Source organism: Mesorhizobium sp. WSM4846 (genome assembly GCF_055811415.1).
Genome location: NZ_JBVVPZ010000013.1, coordinates 17,520 through 37,931 on the forward strand (window position 1 = coordinate 17,520; position 20,412 = coordinate 37,931).

Consider the following 20,412-nt stretch of genomic DNA (forward strand, 5'->3'; position numbering starts at 1 on the left):
CCTCTCCAACAAACATACAACATAAAACCATTGGCGGGGGGGGGGGGCCCCCCCGCCGCCCCCCCCCCCTCCGCCCCCCCCCCCCCCCCCCCCCCCGACAGGGAGGATTCGACGATGAAGTTGATGCTGACCGAAAGAGCGCTGCATCCGCAGGCCGAGCCCGTCGCCGACGGTTTTAAAAAAGGCAGCATGAACCGGCGCGAATATCTCGCCACCATGGCAGCACTTGGCGTCAGCGTCGCCGGCGCGCTGGCGCTTGGCGGCCTCGCGCCTTCGCCGGCCAGGGCGCAGGAGCCGAACCGTGGCGGCGTCCTGCGCGTCGCCATGAACGTCAAGGGCTGGAAGGACCCGCGCACCTTCGACGGCGTTGAAATGTCCAATGTCGCCCGCCACTGCAACGAATATCTGGTGCGCTGGAACCGCGATTTCACCTTCGAGCCGTGGCTGCTCGAGAGCTGGGAGACCAGCGACGACGCCCGCGTGCTGACGCTGCATGTCCGCAAGGGCATCACCTGGTCGAACGGCGACACCTTCAACGCCGACGATGTCGTCCACAATTTGACGCGCTGGTGCGATGCGAGCGTTGCCGGCAATTCGGTCGCCGAGCGGATGGGGGCGCTGGTCGACGCCGCCACCAAGAAGCCGATCGACGGCGGCATCGAGCGTGTCGACGACTTTACCGTCCGGCTCAATCTGCCGAAGCCCGACATTTCGCTGATTGCCGGCATGACCGACTATCCGGCGCTGATCATGCACCGCAGCTACGACGGCGACGGCGATCCGCTGAAGGCCCTGGCGATCACCACTGGACCTTGCGAACTGGTGGCATGGGACGCCGAGGTCGGCGCCGAGGTCCGCCGCAAGGACAAGCCGTGGTGGAAGGGCGATTTCTGGCTCGACGGCATCCAATGGGTCGACTACGGCTCCGATCCCAATGCGATGTTTTCGGCCTTCGAATCGGGCGAGATCGACACCAACCACGAAACCGCCGCCGATACCGTCTCGCAGACCGACGCCATGGGTCTGAGCAATTCCGAGCTTGCCACCGGCTCGACCATCGTCGCGCGCTTCAACGTCGGCAATCCGCCCTATGACGACATCAGGGTGCGGCGCGCCGCCCAGCTCGCCGTCGACAATGCCGCAATCCTGAAGATCGGCATGGACGACCGCGGCAAGCCGGCCGAGAACCATCATGTCGGCCCGATGCATGCCGAATACGCCGATATCGGCCCGGCCGTCCGGAATGTCGACGAAGCCAAGGCGCTGCTTGCCGAGGCCGGCAAGTCCGATCACGAATACGAGCTCATCTCCGTCGATGTCGACTGGCAGAAGAACACCGGCGACGCCATCGCCGCGCAGATGCGCGACGCCGGGCTGAAGGTCAAACGGACCGTGCTGCCGGCGGCGACGTTCTGGAACGACTGGAGCAAATATCCTTTCTCCTGCACCGAGTGGCTCGGCCGGCCGCTGGGCGTCCAGGTGCTGGCGCTGGCCTACAGATCGGGCGCTGCCTGGAACGAGACCGCCTACGCCAATCCGGAGTTCGACGCCTTGCTCGACAAGGCGCTGGCCACACCCGACGCCAGTGCGCGCAAGGAGATCATGGCCAAGATCGAGCAGAATCTGCGCGACTCCGGCATCATCATCCAGCCCTACTGGCGCTCGGTCTACCGGACGTTCCGCAAGGGCGTGCATGGCTGCGAGCAGCACCAGTCGCTGGAGCAGCATTTCGAGAAGGTCTGGCTCGAGGCGTGATCGCGGGTCTTACCTTCTCCCCTTGTGGGAGAAGGTGGATTGGCGCGCAGCGCCAAGACGGAAGAGGGGTGCTGGACGGAGTGCGGCGGAGCCAAGCTGGAACGCCCCTCATCCGGCCGCTTCGCGGCCACCTTCCCCCACAAAGGGAGAAGGCAGAGCGGTGCCACGCCTTGAAACTTCCAGTCCAAGACGAACCGTCTCCCGCACCAACAAATCCAGGTCGTCGCGCCGGGTGCGGTGGTTGTTGATCGCTGCCCTGAGGCAATGCTGGCCGTGCACCGTCGTATCCGAAAGGGCGGCGATGCCGTCTTCCTGCAGCCTCAGCATGATCTCGCTGTTGAGCGCTTTCTGCCGCTCTCCCGTCAGCCCGTCGCCGCGATAGCGAAAACAGACGATGTTGATGCTCGGCGGCGCGACCAGTTCCAGCAGCGGTTCGGCCTCGATCAGCGCGCCGAGACAATGGCCCTGTGCGATGTTCTGGTCGATCAGGCGGCCGAATTTCTCGATACCGTGCTGCTTCAGCGCCATCCACACTTTCAGCGCCCTGAAACCGCGTGACGTCTGCAGGCCAAAATCATGCAGCCACTGCCCCGAGGCGAGGCCGCGCGGCGTCGATTCGAGATATTCCGGCGTCACCGCGAACGTGCTGCGATGGGCAGAGGCATCCCTGATCAGCACGCAGCCGACCTCGAACGGAGCGTGCAGCCATTTGTGCGGATCGAGCGCGATCGAGTGGGCGTGCTCGATGCCGGCAACGCGATGGGAATTTTCCGGCGCGATGGCGATCAGCGCGCCGATGCAGCCGTCGACATGGAACCAGAGATCTTCCTGCGCCGCCAGCCTTGCCAGCGCCTGCAGATCGTCGATCGCGCCGGTGTTGACGGTGCCTGCCGTGCCGATCACGCAGGCCGGCCGAAAACCTGCCTGGCGGTCCTCAGTGATCGCCGCCCGCAACGCGTCGATGTCGATCCGCAATCCGGCGTCGGTCGGGATGCGGCGCAGCGCCTGGTTGCCGAGGCCGAGCGCCTCCATCGCCTTGCGGTGGCAGGAGTGAAGCTGGTCCGAGCCATAGAAACGCAGCGGCTTGTCGATGGCGGCAACGCCATGCTCGCGCACGTCGATGCCTGCCCTGGCGTTGCGGGCCACGGTCAGGCCGATGATGTTGGCCATCGAGCCGCCGCTGACCAGCGTGCCGCTGGCCGATTGCGGAAAGCCCATCATCTGCTTGCACCAGTCGACGACCTGGCTGTCCATCAGCGCGGCGGCATGGTTGCCGCCGCCGAGGTTGGAGCCCTGCACCGCCGCCAGGAAATCACCGAGCGCCCCGGTGAAATTGCTCGACCCCATGTACCAGGACCAGAAGCGCGGATGGATGTTGCCCATGGGGTAGGCCATCACGTTGCGGGCGACCTCGCCATAGACCTGGGCCAGCGGTTGAGGCGATTGCGGCAGCGGCTCTGCGAAAAATTCTCTCACCTCCGCCGGCATGTCCTGCCACACCGGGCGTTCCCTGACATCGCGCAGATAGTCGACCGCGTCGTCGACGATCCGGTGTGACAGCGCCTGCACATCGGCCCAGTCGATCGGGTCGAGCGTTTCTTCGGCAACCATACCGGCCGTACTGGCGGCTTTCAGCACTGCGTCCATCTGCGTCGCTCCCGTATGCCGTTACTCGGCCGGGAACTGGCAGCCCGGCGTCGAGCGCGAGAGGGCAATCTCCTCCGCGTCCATCTCGGCTTCGATGCCGTCGAACAGCGGCGTCGTCATGTAGCGTTCGCCGGTGTCGGGAAGCATGCACAGGATCACCGAGCCGGGTGCGGCTTTTTCGGCGATCTGGCGCGCCACGGCAAAACTGGCTCCGCCGGAAATGCCGGTGAAAATCCCTTCCTTCTGGGCCAGCGCCTTGGCCCATTTGATGCCCTCGGGCCCGGCAATCGGCACCACCTCGTCATAGAGGCTGGCGTCGACCGCCTCCTGCAGGACGTTGGGAATGAAATCCGGCGTCCAACCCTGGATCGGGTGCGGCTCGAAGGCCGGATGGCTGGCGGCGGGTGCGCCGTCGGCGCCGCGCTGCTGCGCCTTGCCGCTGCCGATGAGCTGGGCGTTGGCAGGTTCGGCCAGCACGATCCGGGTTTCGGGACGCTCGCGGCGCAGCACGCGCCCGACACCGACGACGGTGCCGCCGGTTCCGTAGCCGGTGACGAAGCAGTCGAGCCGCGATCCGGCGAAGTCGTTGATGATCTCGCGCGCCGTCGTCGCCTCGTGAATGGCGGCATTGGCGATGGTCTCGAACTGGCGGGCCAGGAACCAGCCATTCGCCTCGGCGAGCTCGACCGCCTTGTTGTACATGCCAAAACCCATCTGGGCGCGCGGCGTCAGCACCACCTTGGCGCCCAGCATGCGCATCAGCTTGCGGCGCTCGATGGAGAAACTGTCGGCCATCGTCACCACCAGCGGGTAGCCCTTCTGCGCGCAGACCATGGCCAAGCCGATGCCGGTGTTGCCGCTGGTTGCCTCGACGACGGTCTGGCCCGGTTTCAGGGCGCCGCTGCGCTCGCCCTCTTCGATGATGTTGAGCGCCAGCCGGTCCTTCACCGACGCCGCCGGATTGAAGAACTCGGCCTTTACATAGATCGTCACATGATCGGGGCCGAGATTGTTGATCCTGATCGCCGGCGTGTCGCCGACCGTGTCGATAATGCTGTCGAACAGGCGGCCGCGCCCGGCCGTGGTCCTGATTTTCCGTTGCTGCAACATGTCTGCTCTCGCCTTATTGTTGTCGTCACGAGGTATCGTCGTCACGAGCCGGTTACAAACCGGCGGCTTGGGCGGCGAGGTTTCGAGACCTTGCCGCGGTACGGTTCCGGTGCCGCCAACGCGGCCCGGAACGGTGGCAATGCCGGCAACCGGCGCGGAAAATTCGTTGCCGGATGCACTCGATCGCTTTCGATGGTAAAGCAAAGGACAACTGGCCAGCGTGGGAGCAAGCGTGGAAACGCACGTGGAATCCGCTCGATCGAGCCTGGACGGCGCAGCGGCCGGGCTGTCCGTGCGGCTGCTCGGGCCGCTGACGGTCATCCGCGACGGCGCCACCGTGCAACTGCCGGCATCGCGCAAGCTGCGCGCGCTCTTCACCTATCTGGCGCTCGCGCCGCATGCCGTCGGCCGCAGCCGTCTGTGCGAGCTTTTGTGGGATGTGCCGAACGATCCGCGCGGCGAGCTTCGCTGGTGCCTCAGCAAGCTCAGGGGCATTTTTGACGAACCGGATCGCCACAGGATCGAAACATCAGGCGACACGGTCGCGCTCGATCTGAAGGGCATTTCCGTCGACGCCGTCGATGTCGCCTCGGCCGCCGCCAGCGGCATCGAGACGCTCGATCTTGAGCGGCTGCAGGCCCTGTCCAGACTATTCGTCGGCAACTTCCTCGACGGGCTGGAGATCGACCGCAGCCCGCATTTCAACAGCTGGCTTATCGCGCAACGCCGCCGCTTCAGCTCGTGGCACGCCGCCATTCTGGAACAGCTGGTCAGCAAGCTGCCGGCGGATGCCGACGAAATGTCCGCGCATCTGGAGACATGGCTGGAACTCAATCCGTTCGACGAGCGCGCGCACGTGGCTCTTCTGACAAGCCTGGCGCGACGCGGCCAGATCGCCGCCTGCGAGGACCATCTTGCCTCGGCGGCGCAGCTGTTTGCTTCGGAGGATCTGGATTTCGGACCCGTTCGTCAGGCATGGCGGACGATCCGCAGCGAACGACCTGCCGCGACGCTCCGGGCGCAGCCGGCGCTGTTGCCGGCAGCCGCGCAAGCGTCAATTGTGCTTCCCCATGCCGATACTGCTACGTCGAAGGCGTCGCTCGCGGTGATGCCGTTTGTCGAGGAAGCCGGGATCGGCGGCCCTCGCGGCGGCCCCTTTCGCGGTGGATTGGCCGACGGCCTGACCCACGACATCATCACCCGTTTAGCCAAGCTCAGGGATTTCTTCGTCATCGCCCGCGGCTCAGTCTTTGCGCTGGCCGAAAAGAACATCGCGCCGGAAGATGCCGGCCGGCGACTCAACGTCGACTACGTCGCCACCGGGACGGTGCGCAGCCAGGCTGGCCGTGTCGCGGTCAGCGTCGAACTTGTCGAGGTGCGCACGGCCAGGATCGTCTGGGCCGAGACCTTCGAACGCAGGCCCGACGACATCTTTGCCGTCCTCAACGACATCGGCGACAGCATCGTCTCGTCGATCTCGGCCGAGATCGAGATGGTCGAGCGCAACCGCGCCATGCTGAAAGCCCCCAGCTCGCTGAATGCCTGGGAGGCTTACCATCGCGGCCTCTGGCACATGTATCGCTTCACCCGCACGGAAAACGAGCAGGCCCGGCATTTCTTCGACATGGCCCTGAAGCTCGATCCGACCTTCGCCCGCGCCTATGCCGGCCTGTCCTTCACCCATTGGCAGAACGCCTTTCAGCGCTGGGGAGACCGCGACCAGGAAAGCGCGCTCGCCTTCGAAACCGCCGGCCAAAGTCTTCTGGTCGACGATCACAATCCGGCCGCGCACTGGGCCATGGGCCGGGCGCTGTGGTTGCGCGGCGAGCAGGACGGCTCGCTCATCGAGCTGGAACGGGCCGTCGATCTCAGCCCCAACTTTGCGCTCGGCCACTACGCGCTTTCGTTTGTCCACTCGCAGTCGGGTGATCCGAACGCGGCGATCGGTTCATCCGATCACTCGCGCCATCTGAGTCCGTTCGATCCGCTGCTGTTCGGCATGCTCGGCGCCAGGGCGATGGCGCATGTCCGCCTCGGGCAGTTCGACGAGGCCGCCGAATGGGCGCTGAAGGCCGCCGCCCGTCCCAACGCGCATGCCATCATCCTGGCGATCGCGGCGCACTGCCTTGCGCTGGCGGGGCGGCTTGACGAGGCCCGCACTTTCGCGGCCGCCATCCGCAAGACGCTGCCGAACTACTGTGCCGACGATTTCATCGGCACCTTCCGCTTCGAGCCGGACGCTGAGGCGATGTTCCGGCAGGGCGCCAGGCGGATTGGGCTGGGGTGATCACGCGGGCTGGGCGGTGGAGAGCTTCCCTTCTCCCCCTGTGGGAGAAGGTGGATCGGCGCGCAGCGCCGAGACGGTTGAGGGGTGCTGGACGGAGCGCTGTTGGTGCCAAGCTGGAACACCCCTCATCCGACCGAGCTTCGCTCGGCCACCTTCTCCCACAGGGGGAGAAGGTGGAGCATCTATATGCCGAGCATCGACTTGGCTTGGTTGAGCGCAGCCTCCGACCCTGCATGATCGCCGGCGGCGTGCAATTTCTCGCCTTGGGCGCGCAGTTCCTTGACTTTGTTCATGTCGGCCTCGGCCAGCGTCGCGGTCGGCAACGCCGCGTCGATCGCGGCCATGATGGTCGGGCATGAATTTGCAAAGCCTGCCGCAGGAACGACCGCCAGGAAAACCGCGAGCGAAATTGATCGTAACATGGACGTTTCTCCCTTGCCGGAACGCGCAATTTCGCCGACCGGCGCAGGAATGGTACAGCGAATGCCCGAACCTGCCAATCGCGATGATGCCGCTGGGTTGAGACACGCTGCCGTCGGCCGGGCTTTTTCTCCTAGTGTCTGAACCTTGCCGCGGCTGGTCGCCACCAATCGTCACGTCCGAAGCCGACGCCACGTTCGCGGCAATCGTCAGATCGCCGCAAAATCCTTCGACCAGAGCGGATCAGGTGGGCTGAACGGATTTGACATTGCCTTCGGTATCGACAAGGCAGCTTGTCTTCTTGCCGCCGGCATCGAGTTCGACCCGATAGGTTGTGGAATCGATCTTGCTCGACGAAACCGGAAGTATTTTGCTGCTGTCGGCACCGCTCGCCTTGGCGGCTGCGTCGGCGCAAAGCAGCTGAAGGTCGGCCGGGGCCGTCTCGACCTGGGTCCTGGACATCTGGTCCTGAGGCGGCGGCGGCGGCGGCGTGCTGACGCAAGCGCTCAAGGCCCCCGCCAGGAATCCAATTGCTGTTGCCCGGATCGAAGTTCTCACTGCAGGTTTTGCCGACATTGCTTGTCCCTCTCCGAATGCCGCTTCACACACCCCGGCTTCACACACCCCGGCTTCAAACACCCCGGCTTCAAACACCCTTGTAAAGTGCCGCCCCCTGCATGAGAACGATGACCTTGGCCCCAACCTTGACGCGTGATGCCAGGTCGGTGATGTCGTCGTTCCGCATCCGGATGCAGCCTGATGACACGTCGAGCCCGATCGTCCACGGCTCCGGCGTGCCGTGTATCCGGTAGATCGTGTCCTGGTCGCGCTCATACAGATAGAGCGCCCTGGCGCCGAGCGGGTTGTCAGGCCCTCCCGGCATGCCTCCCGCATGTTTGACAGCATTCGGATCGCGAGCGACCATTTCGGCCGGCGGCGTCCAGGTCGGCCATTCCGCCATGCGGCCGACGCGCACGATTCCGGCCCATCCAAAGCCTTCCCGGCCGACGCCAATACCGTAGCGCATGGCGCGCTGACCCGGCTGCACAAGGTAGAGAAAATGCTGGTTGCCGTCGATGATGATGGTACCGGGCGCTTCCGCGGTGCGGAACTTAACCATCTGCGGGCGAAACGCCTCTGGCACTTGATTATGCGCGGCATAGTATTTGCGCGCCTTGGCGCGGTCATAGTCCACCCATTTGCGGGTTTTCGGATCGAAAACCTGGGTTCCGGCAGCCAGCGCCGCCACCGCGACAAGACCGAGCGCTACCGCGACAATTGCCGTCAGGGAGTGCCGCTGGAGAGCGCTGCGTCCCGCGATCGTCAGCTTTCCGGTCATGGATTTGCCCACCCTTGCACCCGAGCGCCCTGCGCGGCGACCCATTGTTTGGCGTACTCGTAAGGATCCTGGCGCTCCACCTGGAGCGCATAACTCATCTTAGTGGCGTCCTCGGGCTTGAGGGCGACCCGTTCCAGGAACGCGACCACCTCAGGATATTTCTTGCGCAGCGAGGTGGCGTAAGCGATGTGGAAATGTGCCGTATCCCATGATACCGGCGCGCTGGACTTCGAGACCCAGAGCGGGTCCTCGGAAGGCAGCACGATCTTCCACTTTGCCGGGTCAAAAGGCGGCTCGGCAAGCCGGACAATTTCGTGCAGTTCAAACACGTGATGCGGCGCGTAGCAGGCAAACACCATCGGATGAGCCGTGGCAACCGCGGCATCGACAGCCGCCATTCCGACATCCTCCGGCGTCTCCAGCAATGTCATTGTCTCGGCGTAGCCATAGCTATTGGCGCGGACACGCTCGATAGCCGTCGAGGACCAGCCCTCGGCGCCAATCCAGAGTTCTCCGCGTCCGTCCCGGTCCGTGTCCAACGCGGCGGTTTTGCGCGGGTCGGTGAGATCCGAAATGTCGCGAATGCCAAATTTGTCGGCAGTTTCGCGGGTGGCGCATATGCCCTGCCATGCCGGCACACCGATGGGACTGATGGCTACCGTGCCGGCGCCGTCGACATACTTCCTCACCAGATTGTCCAGGTTGGGCAGCCAGATTTCGGGATGAATATCCACCTCGCCCGAATCGAGGCCGGCAAAGGCAATGAGCGTCCCCATCTCGCGCACATCGGCATCGAGCCCGAAATGTTGCTTCAGGCTGACCTTGAGAATGTTTGCGGTCGCCTGGCCCGACGGCCAGTTCGGCATTGCAATGACGAGATCAGCCGCGTGGACGGGAACCGCCAGCATCGTCAATGCCGCCAGCGACATTCTCCGCAGGCACCGCCGCAATCGGTTGTGCATTTCTTTCCCCTCGTTTCGGTGCCGAAAAGAACCGGGACGGGAACAATCTGTCACGGCAAGCACGGGGTTGTGACAGCAGCCCAATGGTCTGACGGCAACTGCTGAAGGTGCAGCAGTGCATTCGCCAAGGAGAGCGCCGTCACATGCCGCCCCTGCACGCTACTCGATGACATTCCGTATGGGAAGATGCTCAGACACGGCCGCCGCGCGACAACCTTAGAGATGTCCGCAGGCATGCGCCTTAAGAACCAGGGGGCGTATCAGGACGCCTGGTTGGGTGAGGTCATTCGCAAGGCGACTGCTTTGTGTAGCAGCTGATGACCCGGAAACCTAAGGTTTCCAGGAAATCAAGAGCTTACAAAGGGATTGGTGCCCAGAAGAGGACTCGAACCTCCACTCCTTGCGGAACACGGACCTGAACCGTGCGCGTCTACCAATTCCGCCATCTGGGCTGGTGCGGGCTCTTTAGGCGGGCAAACGGTGAGTGTCAACGCGCTTTTTTGAAAGCTGCCCCGCCGGCTCAGCCGGCCAGCACTTCCTTGGATGCCACCGTCGAATCGGCGTTGAGCCTGTAGATGACCGGCACGCCGGTGCCGAGCTCCAGTCTGACGATCTCCTCGCCCGACTTGCCGTCCAGCGCCATGATCAGCGCGCGCAGGGAATTGCCGTGCGCCGCGACCAGGACTGTGCCGCCGCGCAGCACATGCGGCTGCAGGTCGTGCAGATAATAGGGCCAGACGCGCGCGCCGGTGTCCTTGAGGCTTTCGCCGCCGGGCGGCGACACGTCGTAGGAGCGGCGCCAGACATGCACCTGCTCCTCGCCCCATTTCTGGCGCGCGTCGTCCTTGTTGAGGCCGGAGAGATCGCCATAGTCGCGCTCGTTCAGCGCCTGGTCGCGGATGGTCTCAAGATCGCTCTGGCCGACCGCGTCGAGAATGTGCTGGCAGGTCTTCTGCGCCCGGATCAGCGACGAGGTGAAGGCGATGTCGAATTTCATGCCGCGCGCCTTCAGCTTGGCGCCCGCCTCCCTGGCCTCGGCGTGGCCCAATTCGGTCAGGTCGACGTCGCGCCAGCCGGTGAAAAGGTTCTTCAGGTTCCATTCGCTCTGGCCATGGCGCACGAGCACGAGAGTTCCCGACATTTTTGCTCCTTCAGTTTGGTGGATGAGATCGTCTCAGGCGAGTCCGAGCACGTCGCGCATCGAATACAGACCCGGCTTCCTGCCGCGCGCCCACAGTGCGGCTTTGACCGCGCCGCGGGCGAAGATCGCCCGGTCCTCGGCGTGATGGGCAAGCGTGATGCGCTCGCCGGTGCCGGCCAGCACGACGCTGTGGTCGCCGACCACCGAGCCGCCGCGCAGCGTGGCGAAGCCGATCGAGCTGGTCTTGCGCACGCCGGTATGGCCGTCGCGCGACCGCACGCTGTTGCCGTCAAGGTCGATGCCGCGTCCAGCGGCGGCGGCTTCACCGAGCAGCAGCGCCGTGCCCGACGGCGCGTCGACCTTGTGCCGATGGTGCATTTCCAGGATCTCGATGTCGAAATCGTCGGCATCGAGCGCGCGCGCCGCCTGCTCCACCAGCACCGCCAGCAGATTGACGCCGAGGCTCATATTGCCTGACTTGACGATCGTCGCGTGGCGCGCCGCCGCCGCTATCTTTGCATTGTCGTCCGCCGAGCAGCCGGTGGTGCCGATGACATGGGCGATGCGCGCCTGCGCCGCATAGCCGGCGAATTCGACGGTCGCCGCCGGGCTGGTGAAATCGAGGACGCCGTCGGCCCTGGCGAAGGCCGGCAGCGGATCGTCGCCGATCACCACGCCGATAGTGCCGATGCCGGCCAGCTCGCCGGCATCCTTGCCGAGATGCGGCGAGCCGGTCCGCTCGATCGCGCCGGCGACGCGGGCGCCCGGAATGGTGTGGATGGCGCGGATCAGCGCCTGGCCCATGCGACCGGCTGCGCCGACCACCACCAGGCCCATTTCACTGACGGGGGGGTCGTTTGTGGGCGTACCGCTCATAAATTTCTCCCAATCGCCTTTTTTGCGCGCCGCAGCGGAGTTTGGATTGGCTTGCCGTCGTCGACAAGCCCCAGCCCCTTGTTGCCCTGCACCCGGTGGAACCGGGCATAGACGCTGTGCGGGTCGGCCATCAGCGAGGCATGCGTTCCTTGCTCGACCAGCCGGCCCTGTTCCAGCACGATGATATGGTCGGCATTGACCACGGTCGACAGCCGGTGCGCAATGACGATGGTCGTGCGGCCCGCCATGATCTGGGTCAGCGCCTGCTGGACGCGCGCTTCGGCCTCGTTGTCGAGTGCCGAGGTCGCCTCGTCGAGCAGCAGGATCGGCGCCTGCCGCACGATGGCGCGAGCGATCGACAGGCGCTGGCGCTGGCCACCCGACAGCGTCAGGCCACCTTCGCCGACAGGGGTGTCATAGCCCTGCGGCTGCTGGCGGATGAAGCCATCGGCCTCGGCCTGTTGCGCGGCCAGCTCGATCTCGGCGTCGCTGGCGCTCAGCCGCCCGTAGCGAATGTTGTCGCGAATGCTGCCTTCGAACAGATAGGGCTGCTGCGAGACATAGGCGATGCAGCGGCGCAGCGACTGCTTGGTGACTTGCGAAATGTCCTGGCCGTCGACCTCGATGCTGCCCGCCTCGACATCGTAAAAGCGCTGCAGCAGCGCCACCAGCGTCGACTTGCCGGCGCCCGAGGCGCCGACGATGGCCGTCATCTTGCCGGCGGCGGCAACGAAGCTGAGATCCTGCAGCACCGGAGCGTCGGCGACATAGCCGAACGACACATGGTTGAAGCGCACCTCGCCCCGGGTGATCTTCGCTTCGGCCGCTCCGGGCGCGTCGCCCTGCTGCGGCTCGAGGTCGAGCAACTCGTAGATCATGCGCGCATTGACCAGCGCCCGTTCCATGCCGACCTGCATGCGCGCCAGCCGCCGGGCCGGGTCGTAGGCAAGCAGCAGTGCGGTGATGAAGGAAAACACGGCGCCGGGCGGCTGGCCGCCGACGGCTGCCCGGTAGCCGGAATAGGCGATGACGCCGGCGACGGCGAAGCCGGCCAGCATGTCGGAGATCGGCGATAACCGTTCCGAGACGCGGGCGATGCGGTTTGCCCGCTGCTCGGCGCCGGCGACAAGATCGCTGATGCGGCGCGACAGCTCGTCCTCCAGCGTAAACGCCTTGACGATGGCGATGCCTTGCGTTGCTTCCTGCATGGCGCCGATCAGCCGCGCGTTTATCTGCACGGCTTCGCGCGTGGCGCGCCTTATTCTGCGGGTCAGATAGACGACGGTGTAGATCAGCGGCGGCCCGATCAGCAGCGACATGAGCGACAGCATCGGATCCTGCCAGATCATGACGCCGATCAGCGCGATCAGCGATACGGCGTCGCGTGCCAAGGATGTCAGCGTCATCGACAGCAGGTCGCGGATGCCGTTGACGTTCTCGTTGATCTGGGCGGCCAGCCGTCCCGAGCGCGTGTCGTTGAAGAAATTGATGCCGAGCTTCATCAGATGAGCGAAGATGCGGCGTTGGTAGCGCGCCACCAGATTGTTGCCGATCCTGGCCAGCGTCACCGCCTGACCGTAGGTGGCCAGCCCGCGCAGCATGAAGGCACCCAGGATCAACAAGCAGATCAGCGCGATCAGATCGCCGCGCTGCTGGTAGAATATCTGGTCGACGACATCCTTCATGATCCAGGCGGTGAAGGCGGTCGTGGCCGCAACCATCACCAGGCACAGAACGGCCACAGCATAATACCAGCGATAGTCGCGGCCGTTCTCGGCGAGGATGCGGCGGATCACCGCCACGACCTCGCCGGGCCGGGCTTTGGCTTGGTGGTTTGGGGCTTGGGTGTTTGGCGACTGGTTCAAGTCGTGATTGTTCCGTGACGTCGGTCCAGCTCCGCGGCCGGGTTAATTCGGCAATCCTCTTAGCGCCCCGGTGCCGGCTTGCCTATGGCAATGGCCGGCAAAAACTCTGTGGGGTCACGCCCGCCAGCGTCGCCCCGCCGTCTGGACGCCGAACAGCGATGGGTTTCTGGCATAGGCGGCAAGGCCGGAAAGCGCTGCCAGCGGATGGGTGATCACATAGACCGGCATGGTGCGCATCAGCTCGCTGTGCGGCGCCTTGTCCTCGAAGGCGGCGCGGAAATTGCCGGTTTTCAGCGCCGGCAGGATTTTCTGCGCAATGCCGCCGGTCAGGAAGATGCCGCCGCGGCTCATGAACACCAGCGCAAGGTCGCCGGCGGTGCGCCCGAGGCAGGTGACGAACAGCGACAGCGCTTCCTCGGCCACCGGATCTGACTTCGCCAGCGCCGCGGCGGTGACCTCGGCCGGCGTGGTCAACGGCGCCGGCTTGCCGTCCGCCCTGGCCACCGCCCGGTAGGCATTGACCAGGCCGCGTCCGGACAGGATCTGTTCGCCGGAAATTCTGCCTTCGAGCTTCTCGATATGCCCAAACACCTGGAAATCGCGCGGCGAGCGCGGCCCGATATCCATGTGCCCGCCCTCGCCGGGCACCGGTATCCAGTGGTTCAGCGCGTGGACCAGGCCGGCGACGCCAAGCCCGGTCCCGGGGCCGAGCACCACGCGCCCGGCATTGGGCTCCGGCGCGTCGCCGCCGATCTTCTCCATATGCTCTTCGCCGAGCGCCACGACGGCCAGCGCCTGCGCCTCGAAATCATTGAGCACCACGACGTCGCCGAGGCCGAGGCTGGCAAACATTTTTTTCGGCTTGACGATCCACGGGCAGTTGGTGAGCGGGATCTCGTCGCTGTCGACCGGGCCGGCCACCGCCAGCACGGCGGAGTTGGGCCGCACCGACGAGCGGTCGAGCACCGCCGCCTGGATCGCTGAGTCGATCGTGTTGAAATTGGCGGTCTGGACGATCTGCGGTTCGGTTGGTTCCGAAGTCGCGTCGAGCACCATCGAAAAGCGCGCATTGGTGCCGCCGATGTCGCCGATCAGGACCGGAAACTGCAGCACTGTGTCGTCGTCGCCTGGCATGCTCTCGTCCGTCCCGGTTCCCAGTGGCGTTCCGCCGTTCTTTTCTTGACTAGCGCATGACCCGGGAAAGGGAAAGTCGCTTCAGGGGAGAGCCTTGGCGCCGCCCCTCACCTGCCTGCCGGCATCCTCTCCCCGTACAGTGACGGGGAGAGGGGCGCTCTTGTCACCGGTTTCGCCAATCACCAGCGTCGCAGGCAGGGCGCGAAGGCAGCGGCCAGCCCGTTTCTCCCCCTCACTATACGGGGAGAAATGCCCGGCAGGGCGATGAGGGGCGGCGCCGACCCCAACAGTTGGTTGTTCGCCTCAATACCCCGGCCGGGGTCGCGGCAGCGGAATGCCGATCTCGGGCGTTTCGGCGTAGGCGTTGGCCGTGGTCGGGAGGGCTGCCGCGCCGCTTGCCGATGCCCGCGCCGGCGACGGAGCCTTGGTGAGAACGGGTGCAGCCGCGACCGGCACCCCGTCGCCATAATAGGTGACCGCCTCCGCGGAAGCCGGATCTGGCCCGTCGAGCACGGCCTGGCATGCTGCGGGCAGGCTCGCCATCGTCATCAGGTCGCGCGCTTTCGGCCTGTCCGGGTTCTTGTTGGGGCGCCATGGCTCCTCGGTGAACCACCATGCCAGCGACTGGTCGCAGCCGTCGCCTGGCGCGGTGTTTTCCTGCGCCTTGCATTTGGGCGAGCCGGGCTGGCAGCCGATGCGGATGTGGAAGTGATAGTCGTGGCCCCAGAACGGCCTGACCTTGCGCAGCCATCCGCGGTCGCCTTTCACCGTGTCGCAGAGCTTCTTCTTGATGCCGGGATTGACCAGGATTCGCTCGACTTCCGCATAGCTTGCCGCGCGCTTCAGCAGCCGCGTATGCTCCGGTGCCCAGAGCGCATCTTTCACCAAATGGGTCTTTTCGTCGACAAGCAAGGTGGCGCTCATGTTTTCGCGCTGCTCGAGCGAAAGCTTGCGGTCGGGCATCGGCGTCAGCCAGATGTCGGCGTCAAGGCCGATCTGGTGCGAGGCATGGCCGGTCAGCATCGGGCCGCCGCGCGGCTGCGAAATGTCGCCGACCAAAAGGCCGGGCCAGCCATCGGCCGCGGCGTCGCGCGACAGTTTCTCGATCAGCGCGATCATCGTCGGATGGCCCCAGCGGCGGTTGCGTGAAGGCCGCATCACCTCCCATTTCGGGCCGTTCAGGGGTATGGCGACGCCGCCGGCAAAGCAGCCCTTGGAATAAAAACCGATCGACTGCGGCGCAGCCACGGCCGGCAGCTTTTTGGCGCCGAACAGGTTTTTCGCCAGTTCCTCGGCCGCCGCAGGTCGCGCTGCAAGCCCCGCCACGGCGAGGACGGCGAGTGCTGCCAATGCATGTCGCCCAAAAGTGCGCAGCGGTTTTGGGACAACGACATGCGTGAACAGAAATCTAAAGCGCGTTGCGACGCGCTTCAGCAGCAGCGATTTGCCGCGCAATGATCGCTTCAACATCGTCATGAAGCAGAACCCCTCTGCAAATTAAGTCGAATCATAGCACGCCCGGCACGCGATTTCGATCACGACCGCTTCATCGGGCTGCGCGCCTCGCCATCGCGCCAGTTGCCCAAAACCCACATATGGTCGAAGGCCGACCGGTAGTCCGGAAAGCGGAAGCGATAGCCGGCCGCCTTGATAGCCGTGTTGGCGACGCGCTTGTTCTCGCCATAGAACGACCGCGCCATGGGCGAAAGTTGGGCGGTCTCGAACGGAATTTCCGGCGGCGGTGTGACGCCCATCAGCTCTGCGGCATAGGTGACGACGTCCTGCGGCGGCGCCGGCAGATCGTCGGTGACATTGAAGATGCCGCCACTGGTGTGCTTGAGCAGATGCCAAAGCGCCCCCGCAATGTCGTCGCAATGGATGCGGTTGAACACCTGGCCCGGCTTGACCAGCCGCCTCGCGGTGCCGTTTTCGAGATTGACCAGGGCATTGCGGCCCGGCCCATAAATGCCGGAAAGCCGCAGGATCGCCACCGGCCGCCCGATGTCGCGACCCAGCTTCAGCCAGTCCTGCTCGGCGGCGACACGCAGCATCGAGCGCTTCGACACCGGCCTGCATTCGGCGGTTTCGTCGACCCAGCCGCCGCCATGGTCGCCGTAGACGCCGACGGTGGACAGATAGGCGATCCATTCGAGCGCCGGCATCTTCGTGATAGCCGGGCGCGCCGCATTCAGCACCGGGTCGCCGGCCTCTTCCGGCGCCACCGAGACGACGAGGTGGGTTGTTTTCTCGAGCGCGTCGCTGATTTCAGGCGTCAGCGCGCCATCGAAAAGGAGCGGCTGGATTCCGGCTTGCCGCAGCGCTTCGAATTTCTCCGCTGCGCGTGTCGTGCCAAGGATGGTGCCGGCATCCTTGCCGGCGCGGGCAAATGCCTTGCCCGAATAGCCGGCGCCGAAAATGAGGATCTGCTTCTCGCTCATGCATGCGCCTCGATCTGGTTTGCCAGCGCCAGGCGCCATTCGCGTCGCACGGCCTCGTCGCCTTCTGCTTTCACCGCAGCGCTGGCCGATTTGGCGAATTCCGAAGTCGGCACAAGCCGTGACAGCGCCCAAACCGCTGCGCCGCGCACCAGCGGCGAGGCGTCACCGAGCAGCGCACGCACGGCGTTGCCGAGCGACGGTTCGCCGGAATTGCCGGCGGCGATCAGCACATTGCGGACAAAGCGGTCGCGACCGATGCGCTTGACCGGCGAACCGCTAAAGAACGACCGGAAAGCAGCGTCGTCGAGCGCCAACAGATCGGCGAGCGGCGGCTCACGCAAATCGGCGCGAGCGACGAGCTTTTGCTCGGACGCTGCCCGGGCAAACTTGTTCCATGGACAGGCGGCCAGGCAATCGTCGCAGCCATAGATGCGGTTGCCGATTTTTTCGCGGAACTCGAGCGGGATCGGCCCCTTGTTCTCGATGGTGAGGTAGGAGATGCAGCGTCGCGCATCGAGCCGGTAGGGAGCCGGAAAGGCGTCGGTCGGGCAGACGTCGAGACAGGCGCGGCAAGAGCCGCAATGGTCGTCTTCGGGCGTATCGGATGCAAGCTCGGCCGTCGTGAAGATGGTGCCAAGGAACAGCCAGGAGCCGTGTTCGCGGCTGACCAGATTGGTGTGCTTGCCTTGCCAGCCGAGGCCGGCGGCTTCTGCCAGCGGCTTTTCCATCACCGGGGCGGTGTCGACGAACACTTTTACGTCGCTCCCAGAGTGCCCCACGATCTTGCCGGCGATCTCTTTCAGCCGGCCCTTCATCACATCGTGATAATCGCGGTTCTGCGCATAGACGGAGATCGCGCCCAGCTGGCGCTTGCCCAGCACCGCGCGCGGGTCGTGGTCCGGCCCGTAGTTCATGGCCAGCACGATGATCGAGCGAACTTCGGGCCAAAGCGCCATCGGCTCGCCGCGGCGTTCGAGCGTCTCGGCGATCCAACCCATCGAGCCGTGGAAGCCGTCGGCGACGAATGCGGCAAGCCGGGCCGGCGCCTGCGGGATGGCATCGGGCGTGGTGACGGCAACGGCATCGAAACCGGCGCGCCGCGCCTCGCGGTCGATCAGCGCGCGCAGGTTTTGCGCTCTAGAAATCGAGGTCCGCATAATGTGACACCGGCGACAGGCCGCGCACCCGGTCGGTCAAAAGCGGCCGGAATGATGGCCGTGATTTCACCCGTGCATACCATTCGCGCGCTGCAGCGTGTTCGCGCCAGTCGATCTCGCCGAGATAGTCGAGCACGGACAGCGCAGCCGCAGCGGCGAGGTCGGCATAGGTGACCTTGCTGCCGGCCAGCCAATGGCGGGTGCCGGCCAGCCAGTTGGTGTATTTCATATGCTGGCGGATGTTGGCGCGCGCGGCACGGATCGCAGCCGAATCGGGCGAGCCGCCGCCCGCCGTTTCCGGCATGATCGGCTTCAGCACGCGCTCGCGCACCAGGTGCCGCGTCACCTCGCTATCGGCCTTGTTAAGATACCAGTCGGTCAGCCGGCGGATTTCGGCGCGCTCCATTGGGTCCTCGGCGAACAGCCGCTTGTCGCGCTTGAGCACGCCGCGCGTCTCGTCGAGATATTCGCCGATGACCATGGCGCCGACGATCGGCACGTCGCCCTCGGCAAGCAGGATCGGCAGCGTGCCGGCCGGGTTCAGCGCCAGGAACTCCTTGCGCCGCATCCACGGCTTTTCCTCGATCAGCGCCAGCTCCTCGCCATACTCGCCGAAAGCGAGGCGAACGAAGCGGCAGGTGGCGAACATCGGGTGGTGGAAAAGCGTCAGCATGGTCCCGCGATAATAGAGCGCACTGGCAAATCGCCGGCTGCGCCGGTAAGTCTTGGCCGCCCCGATTCCGGGGGGCCGCCCCGATTCAAAGGGCCGTCAGGGTGCTGCGACCTATAGGAGGAGTTCCGCGCCATGACAAGCAAGCCGTTCTTCAAAGCTCTCACTCGAACGCCGAGGTTTCCATGGAAAGCCAGACCATTGTCGAAGCGCTGCTGCTCGGCATGATCGAGGGCATGACCGAGTTCATTCCGGTCTCGTCAACCGGCCATATCCTGCTTGCCGGCCATTTTCTCGGCTTCCATTCGACCGGCAAGGCCTTCGAGATCCTGATCCAACTCGGCGCCATACTGGCGATCCTCAGCGTCTATTTCCATCGCCTGTGGCAGATGCTGGTCGATCTGCCGCGTGATCGGGTGACGCGGCATTTCGTTCTCGGCATCCTCGTCGCCTTTCTGCCGGCGGCCGTCATCGGCGCACTGGCGCATGGCTTCATCAAGACGGTGCTGTTTGAATCGCCGAGTCTGATCTGCGTCATGCTGATCATCGGCGGCCTGGTCCTGTTGTGGGTGGATCGCTTCAAGCCGAAGCCGCTCTATCACGACGTCGAGCGGTTTCCGCTCCGGCTCTATCTGCAGATCGGGCTGTTCCAGTGCCTTTCGCTGATCCCCGGCACGTCGCGTTCCGGTTCGACGATCGTCGGCGCGCTGCTTCTGGGCGTCGACAAACGGGCGGCTGCGGAATTCTCCTTCTTTCTCGCCATGCCGACGATGGTCGGCGCCTTCGCCTTCGACCTGTTCAAGAACCGCAATGTGCTGACCAGCGCCGATCTGCCGATCATCGCCGCCGGTTTCATCGCCGCCTTCGTCGCGGCGCTTATCGTCGTGCGCTTCCTGCTCAACTACGTCTCGCGTCACGGCTATTCGCTGTTCGGCTGGTGGCGGCTGGTCATCGGCACCGTCGGCCTGGCGGCGCTGTTCGTCTGGGGCTGAGGCGGCACGCTTATTTTGTCGCCAGGGCTCTATTGGTTCGTTTGGCCTAACAATGTCGGCTGATGGTGGGGGACGACCAGCGTAGACCCGCCCCTCCAACCCAAGCCGTCCTCGCGGGCTCGCTCTTGCCCGTTTGCGTGCATCCGATAGCCAAATCGACCGCGTTCACCACTCTTCAGAACTTTTTCACGCCGATATCATGACTTCGAACGAGCCCTCGCGTCCTCTCTCCCACGACGTTCCCACACGGTTCGGGCGTCGAACTGAGGAGATAAAGGATGATCAACCGCATCTTGGGAGTTCTCGTGATCGGCGCCGCGACCACCGCGTCCGCTGGTGATGGTCTGAGCCGCCACATTGTCGAACGGGCAGCAAGCTGTTGGACTACGCAGACGGCGATGCGCGGGATCAGCTTCAGAGCAAATGTCCACGTCAGCTTCACCCGCGAGGGGCACGTCAGTGCCATCCAAATCGTTGACGTTGCGCCGCAGACCGAGACGTTCAAGGGCTTGGCCAGGGATTTCGCGGATGCATTGAAGCGCTGTGGTCCGTACGTCACCGAAGGCAAGGGCGAAATGAACCTCAATCTCTCATGGCCGCTGTAAACGCAGCAAGGTGC

At 64.9% G+C, this 20,412-nt stretch carries 18 protein-coding genes and 1 tRNA gene; 4 read left to right on the forward strand and 15 right to left on the reverse strand.

Translation table 11 applies throughout. From position 1 onward, the window contains the following. Window positions 1-114: 114 nt before the first annotated feature. Window positions 115-1,755 (forward strand): ABC transporter substrate-binding protein, encoded by a 1,641-nt coding sequence (locus AC0L15_RS13525; RefSeq protein WP_287250416.1) that lies wholly within the window; start codon window positions 115-117, stop codon window positions 1,753-1,755. A 108-nt stretch (window positions 1,756-1,863) separates the two neighbouring features. On the opposite strand, the gene AC0L15_RS13530 is transcribed toward AC0L15_RS13525, so the two are convergent. Both AC0L15_RS13530 and AC0L15_RS13535 read right to left on the reverse strand, forming a co-directional pair. After that, window positions 1,864-3,402 carry a pyridoxal phosphate-dependent decarboxylase family protein gene (locus tag AC0L15_RS13530; RefSeq protein ID WP_287250413.1) on the reverse strand — a complete coding sequence of 513 codons (1,539 nt, stop codon included), beginning with the start codon at window positions 3,400-3,402 and terminating at the stop codon, window positions 1,864-1,866. A 21-nt stretch (window positions 3,403-3,423) separates the two neighbouring features. Continuing rightward, window positions 3,424-4,512, reverse strand: a complete 1,089-nt coding sequence (locus AC0L15_RS13535; protein ID WP_287250412.1) for a PLP-dependent cysteine synthase family protein — start codon at window positions 4,510-4,512, stop codon at window positions 3,424-3,426. A gap of 244 nt (window positions 4,513-4,756) precedes the next feature. Between AC0L15_RS13535 and AC0L15_RS13540 the strand changes: the two genes are divergently transcribed. After that, the gene (locus AC0L15_RS13540; protein WP_473496472.1) at window positions 4,757-6,799 is read left to right on the forward strand and encodes a BTAD domain-containing putative transcriptional regulator; all 2,043 of its coding nucleotides are present in this window, start codon (window positions 4,757-4,759) and stop codon (window positions 6,797-6,799) included. Window positions 6,800-6,981: 182 nt separating this feature from the next. On the opposite strand, the gene AC0L15_RS13545 is transcribed toward AC0L15_RS13540, so the two are convergent. From AC0L15_RS13545 to AC0L15_RS13605, 13 genes are all read right to left on the reverse strand, one after another. Further along, window positions 6,982-7,221: a hypothetical protein gene (locus AC0L15_RS13545; RefSeq protein ID WP_287250454.1), complete on the reverse strand. Its 240-nt coding sequence runs from the start codon at window positions 7,219-7,221 to the stop codon at window positions 6,982-6,984. A gap of 241 nt (window positions 7,222-7,462) precedes the next feature. Further along, entirely contained in the window at window positions 7,463-7,681 is a 219-nt protein-coding gene (locus AC0L15_RS13550; protein WP_473496473.1) for a hypothetical protein, read from the reverse strand. 184 nt (window positions 7,682-7,865) lie between these two features. Then, a complete protein-coding gene (locus AC0L15_RS13555; RefSeq protein ID WP_287250408.1) occupies window positions 7,866-8,558 on the reverse strand; it encodes a L,D-transpeptidase in 693 nt (230 codons plus the stop codon). Continuing rightward, a complete protein-coding gene (locus tag AC0L15_RS13560) occupies window positions 8,555-9,520 on the reverse strand; it encodes an ABC transporter substrate-binding protein (RefSeq protein ID WP_473496474.1) in 966 nt (321 codons plus the stop codon). Before AC0L15_RS13560 ends, AC0L15_RS13555 begins: the two co-directional genes overlap by 4 nt. A gap of 367 nt (window positions 9,521-9,887) precedes the next feature. Further along, window positions 9,888-9,972, reverse strand: a tRNA-Leu gene (locus AC0L15_RS13565). Between the two features lie 68 nt (window positions 9,973-10,040). Beyond that, entirely contained in the window at window positions 10,041-10,661 is a 621-nt protein-coding gene (locus AC0L15_RS13570) for a 2,3-bisphosphoglycerate-dependent phosphoglycerate mutase (RefSeq protein WP_473496475.1), read from the reverse strand. 33 nt (window positions 10,662-10,694) lie between these two features. Further along, window positions 10,695-11,537, reverse strand: coding sequence for a 4-hydroxy-tetrahydrodipicolinate reductase (gene dapB, locus AC0L15_RS13575; RefSeq protein ID WP_473496476.1), 843 nt, complete (start codon window positions 11,535-11,537; stop codon window positions 10,695-10,697). Beyond that, a complete protein-coding gene (locus tag AC0L15_RS13580) occupies window positions 11,534-13,402 on the reverse strand; it encodes an ABC transporter ATP-binding protein (RefSeq protein WP_287250402.1) in 1,869 nt (622 codons plus the stop codon). Before AC0L15_RS13580 ends, dapB begins: the two co-directional genes overlap by 4 nt. 114 nt (window positions 13,403-13,516) lie before the next feature. After that, window positions 13,517-14,536 carry a glucokinase gene (locus AC0L15_RS13585; RefSeq protein WP_287250399.1) on the reverse strand — a complete coding sequence of 340 codons (1,020 nt, stop codon included), beginning with the start codon at window positions 14,534-14,536 and terminating at the stop codon, window positions 13,517-13,519. 303 nt (window positions 14,537-14,839) lie between these two features. Continuing rightward, a complete protein-coding gene (gene mepA, locus AC0L15_RS13590) occupies window positions 14,840-16,012 on the reverse strand; it encodes a penicillin-insensitive murein endopeptidase (protein ID WP_287250749.1) in 1,173 nt (390 codons plus the stop codon). A 59-nt stretch (window positions 16,013-16,071) separates the two neighbouring features. Then, window positions 16,072-16,974, reverse strand: a complete 903-nt coding sequence (locus tag AC0L15_RS13595; RefSeq protein ID WP_287250748.1) for an SDR family oxidoreductase — start codon at window positions 16,972-16,974, stop codon at window positions 16,072-16,074. Next, window positions 16,971-18,131: a tRNA epoxyqueuosine(34) reductase QueG gene (gene queG, locus AC0L15_RS13600; protein WP_287250746.1), complete on the reverse strand. Its 1,161-nt coding sequence runs from the start codon at window positions 18,129-18,131 to the stop codon at window positions 16,971-16,973. Before queG ends, AC0L15_RS13595 begins: the two co-directional genes overlap by 4 nt. Beyond that, window positions 18,112-18,804, reverse strand: coding sequence for a glutathione S-transferase family protein (locus AC0L15_RS13605; RefSeq protein ID WP_287250745.1), 693 nt, complete (start codon window positions 18,802-18,804; stop codon window positions 18,112-18,114). Before AC0L15_RS13605 ends, queG begins: the two co-directional genes overlap by 20 nt. Before the next feature lie 182 nt (window positions 18,805-18,986). On the opposite strand from AC0L15_RS13605, the gene AC0L15_RS13610 reads away from it, so the two are divergent. Together AC0L15_RS13610 and AC0L15_RS13615 are read left to right on the forward strand one after the other, a co-directional pair. Continuing rightward, window positions 18,987-19,793 (forward strand): undecaprenyl-diphosphate phosphatase, encoded by an 807-nt coding sequence (locus tag AC0L15_RS13610; RefSeq protein WP_287250743.1) that lies wholly within the window; start codon window positions 18,987-18,989, stop codon window positions 19,791-19,793. Window positions 19,794-20,071: 278 nt separating this feature from the next. Beyond that, complete coding sequence (locus tag AC0L15_RS13615; protein ID WP_287250741.1) at window positions 20,072-20,398, forward strand: hypothetical protein; 327 nt, start codon at window positions 20,072-20,074, stop codon at window positions 20,396-20,398. Window positions 20,399-20,412 lie beyond the last annotated feature (14 nt).

Excerpts from the sequence above, each read along its gene's own strand:
- AC0L15_RS13525 (WP_287250416.1), top strand. The coding sequence starts at position 115 with ATGAAGTTGATGCTGACCGAAAGAGCGCTGCATCCGCAGGCCGAGCCC.
- AC0L15_RS13530 (WP_287250413.1), bottom strand. The coding sequence starts at position 3,402 with ATGGACGCAGTGCTGAAAGCCGCCAGTACGGCCGGTATGGTTGCCGAA.
- AC0L15_RS13535 (WP_287250412.1), bottom strand. The coding sequence starts at position 4,512 with ATGTTGCAGCAACGGAAAATCAGGACCACGGCCGGGCGCGGCCGCCTG.
- AC0L15_RS13545 (WP_287250454.1), bottom strand. The coding sequence starts at position 7,221 with ATGTTACGATCAATTTCGCTCGCGGTTTTCCTGGCGGTCGTTCCTGCG.
- AC0L15_RS13550 (WP_473496473.1), bottom strand. The coding sequence starts at position 7,681 with ATGTCCAGGACCCAGGTCGAGACGGCCCCGGCCGACCTTCAGCTGCTT.
- AC0L15_RS13555 (WP_287250408.1), bottom strand. The coding sequence starts at position 8,558 with ATGACCGGAAAGCTGACGATCGCGGGACGCAGCGCTCTCCAGCGGCAC.
- AC0L15_RS13560 (WP_473496474.1), bottom strand. The coding sequence starts at position 9,520 with ATGCACAACCGATTGCGGCGGTGCCTGCGGAGAATGTCGCTGGCGGCA.
- AC0L15_RS13570 (WP_473496475.1), bottom strand. The coding sequence starts at position 10,661 with ATGTCGGGAACTCTCGTGCTCGTGCGCCATGGCCAGAGCGAATGGAAC.
- dapB (WP_473496476.1), bottom strand. The coding sequence starts at position 11,537 with ATGAGCGGTACGCCCACAAACGACCCCCCCGTCAGTGAAATGGGCCTG.
- AC0L15_RS13585 (WP_287250399.1), bottom strand. The coding sequence starts at position 14,536 with ATGCCAGGCGACGACGACACAGTGCTGCAGTTTCCGGTCCTGATCGGC.
- mepA (WP_287250749.1), bottom strand. The coding sequence starts at position 16,012 with ATGACGATGTTGAAGCGATCATTGCGCGGCAAATCGCTGCTGCTGAAG.
- AC0L15_RS13595 (WP_287250748.1), bottom strand. The coding sequence starts at position 16,974 with ATGAGCGAGAAGCAGATCCTCATTTTCGGCGCCGGCTATTCGGGCAAG.
- queG (WP_287250746.1), bottom strand. The coding sequence starts at position 18,131 with ATGCGGACCTCGATTTCTAGAGCGCAAAACCTGCGCGCGCTGATCGAC.
- AC0L15_RS13605 (WP_287250745.1), bottom strand. The coding sequence starts at position 18,804 with ATGCTGACGCTTTTCCACCACCCGATGTTCGCCACCTGCCGCTTCGTT.
- AC0L15_RS13610 (WP_287250743.1), top strand. The coding sequence starts at position 18,987 with ATGGAAAGCCAGACCATTGTCGAAGCGCTGCTGCTCGGCATGATCGAG.
- AC0L15_RS13615 (WP_287250741.1), top strand. The coding sequence starts at position 20,072 with ATGATCAACCGCATCTTGGGAGTTCTCGTGATCGGCGCCGCGACCACC.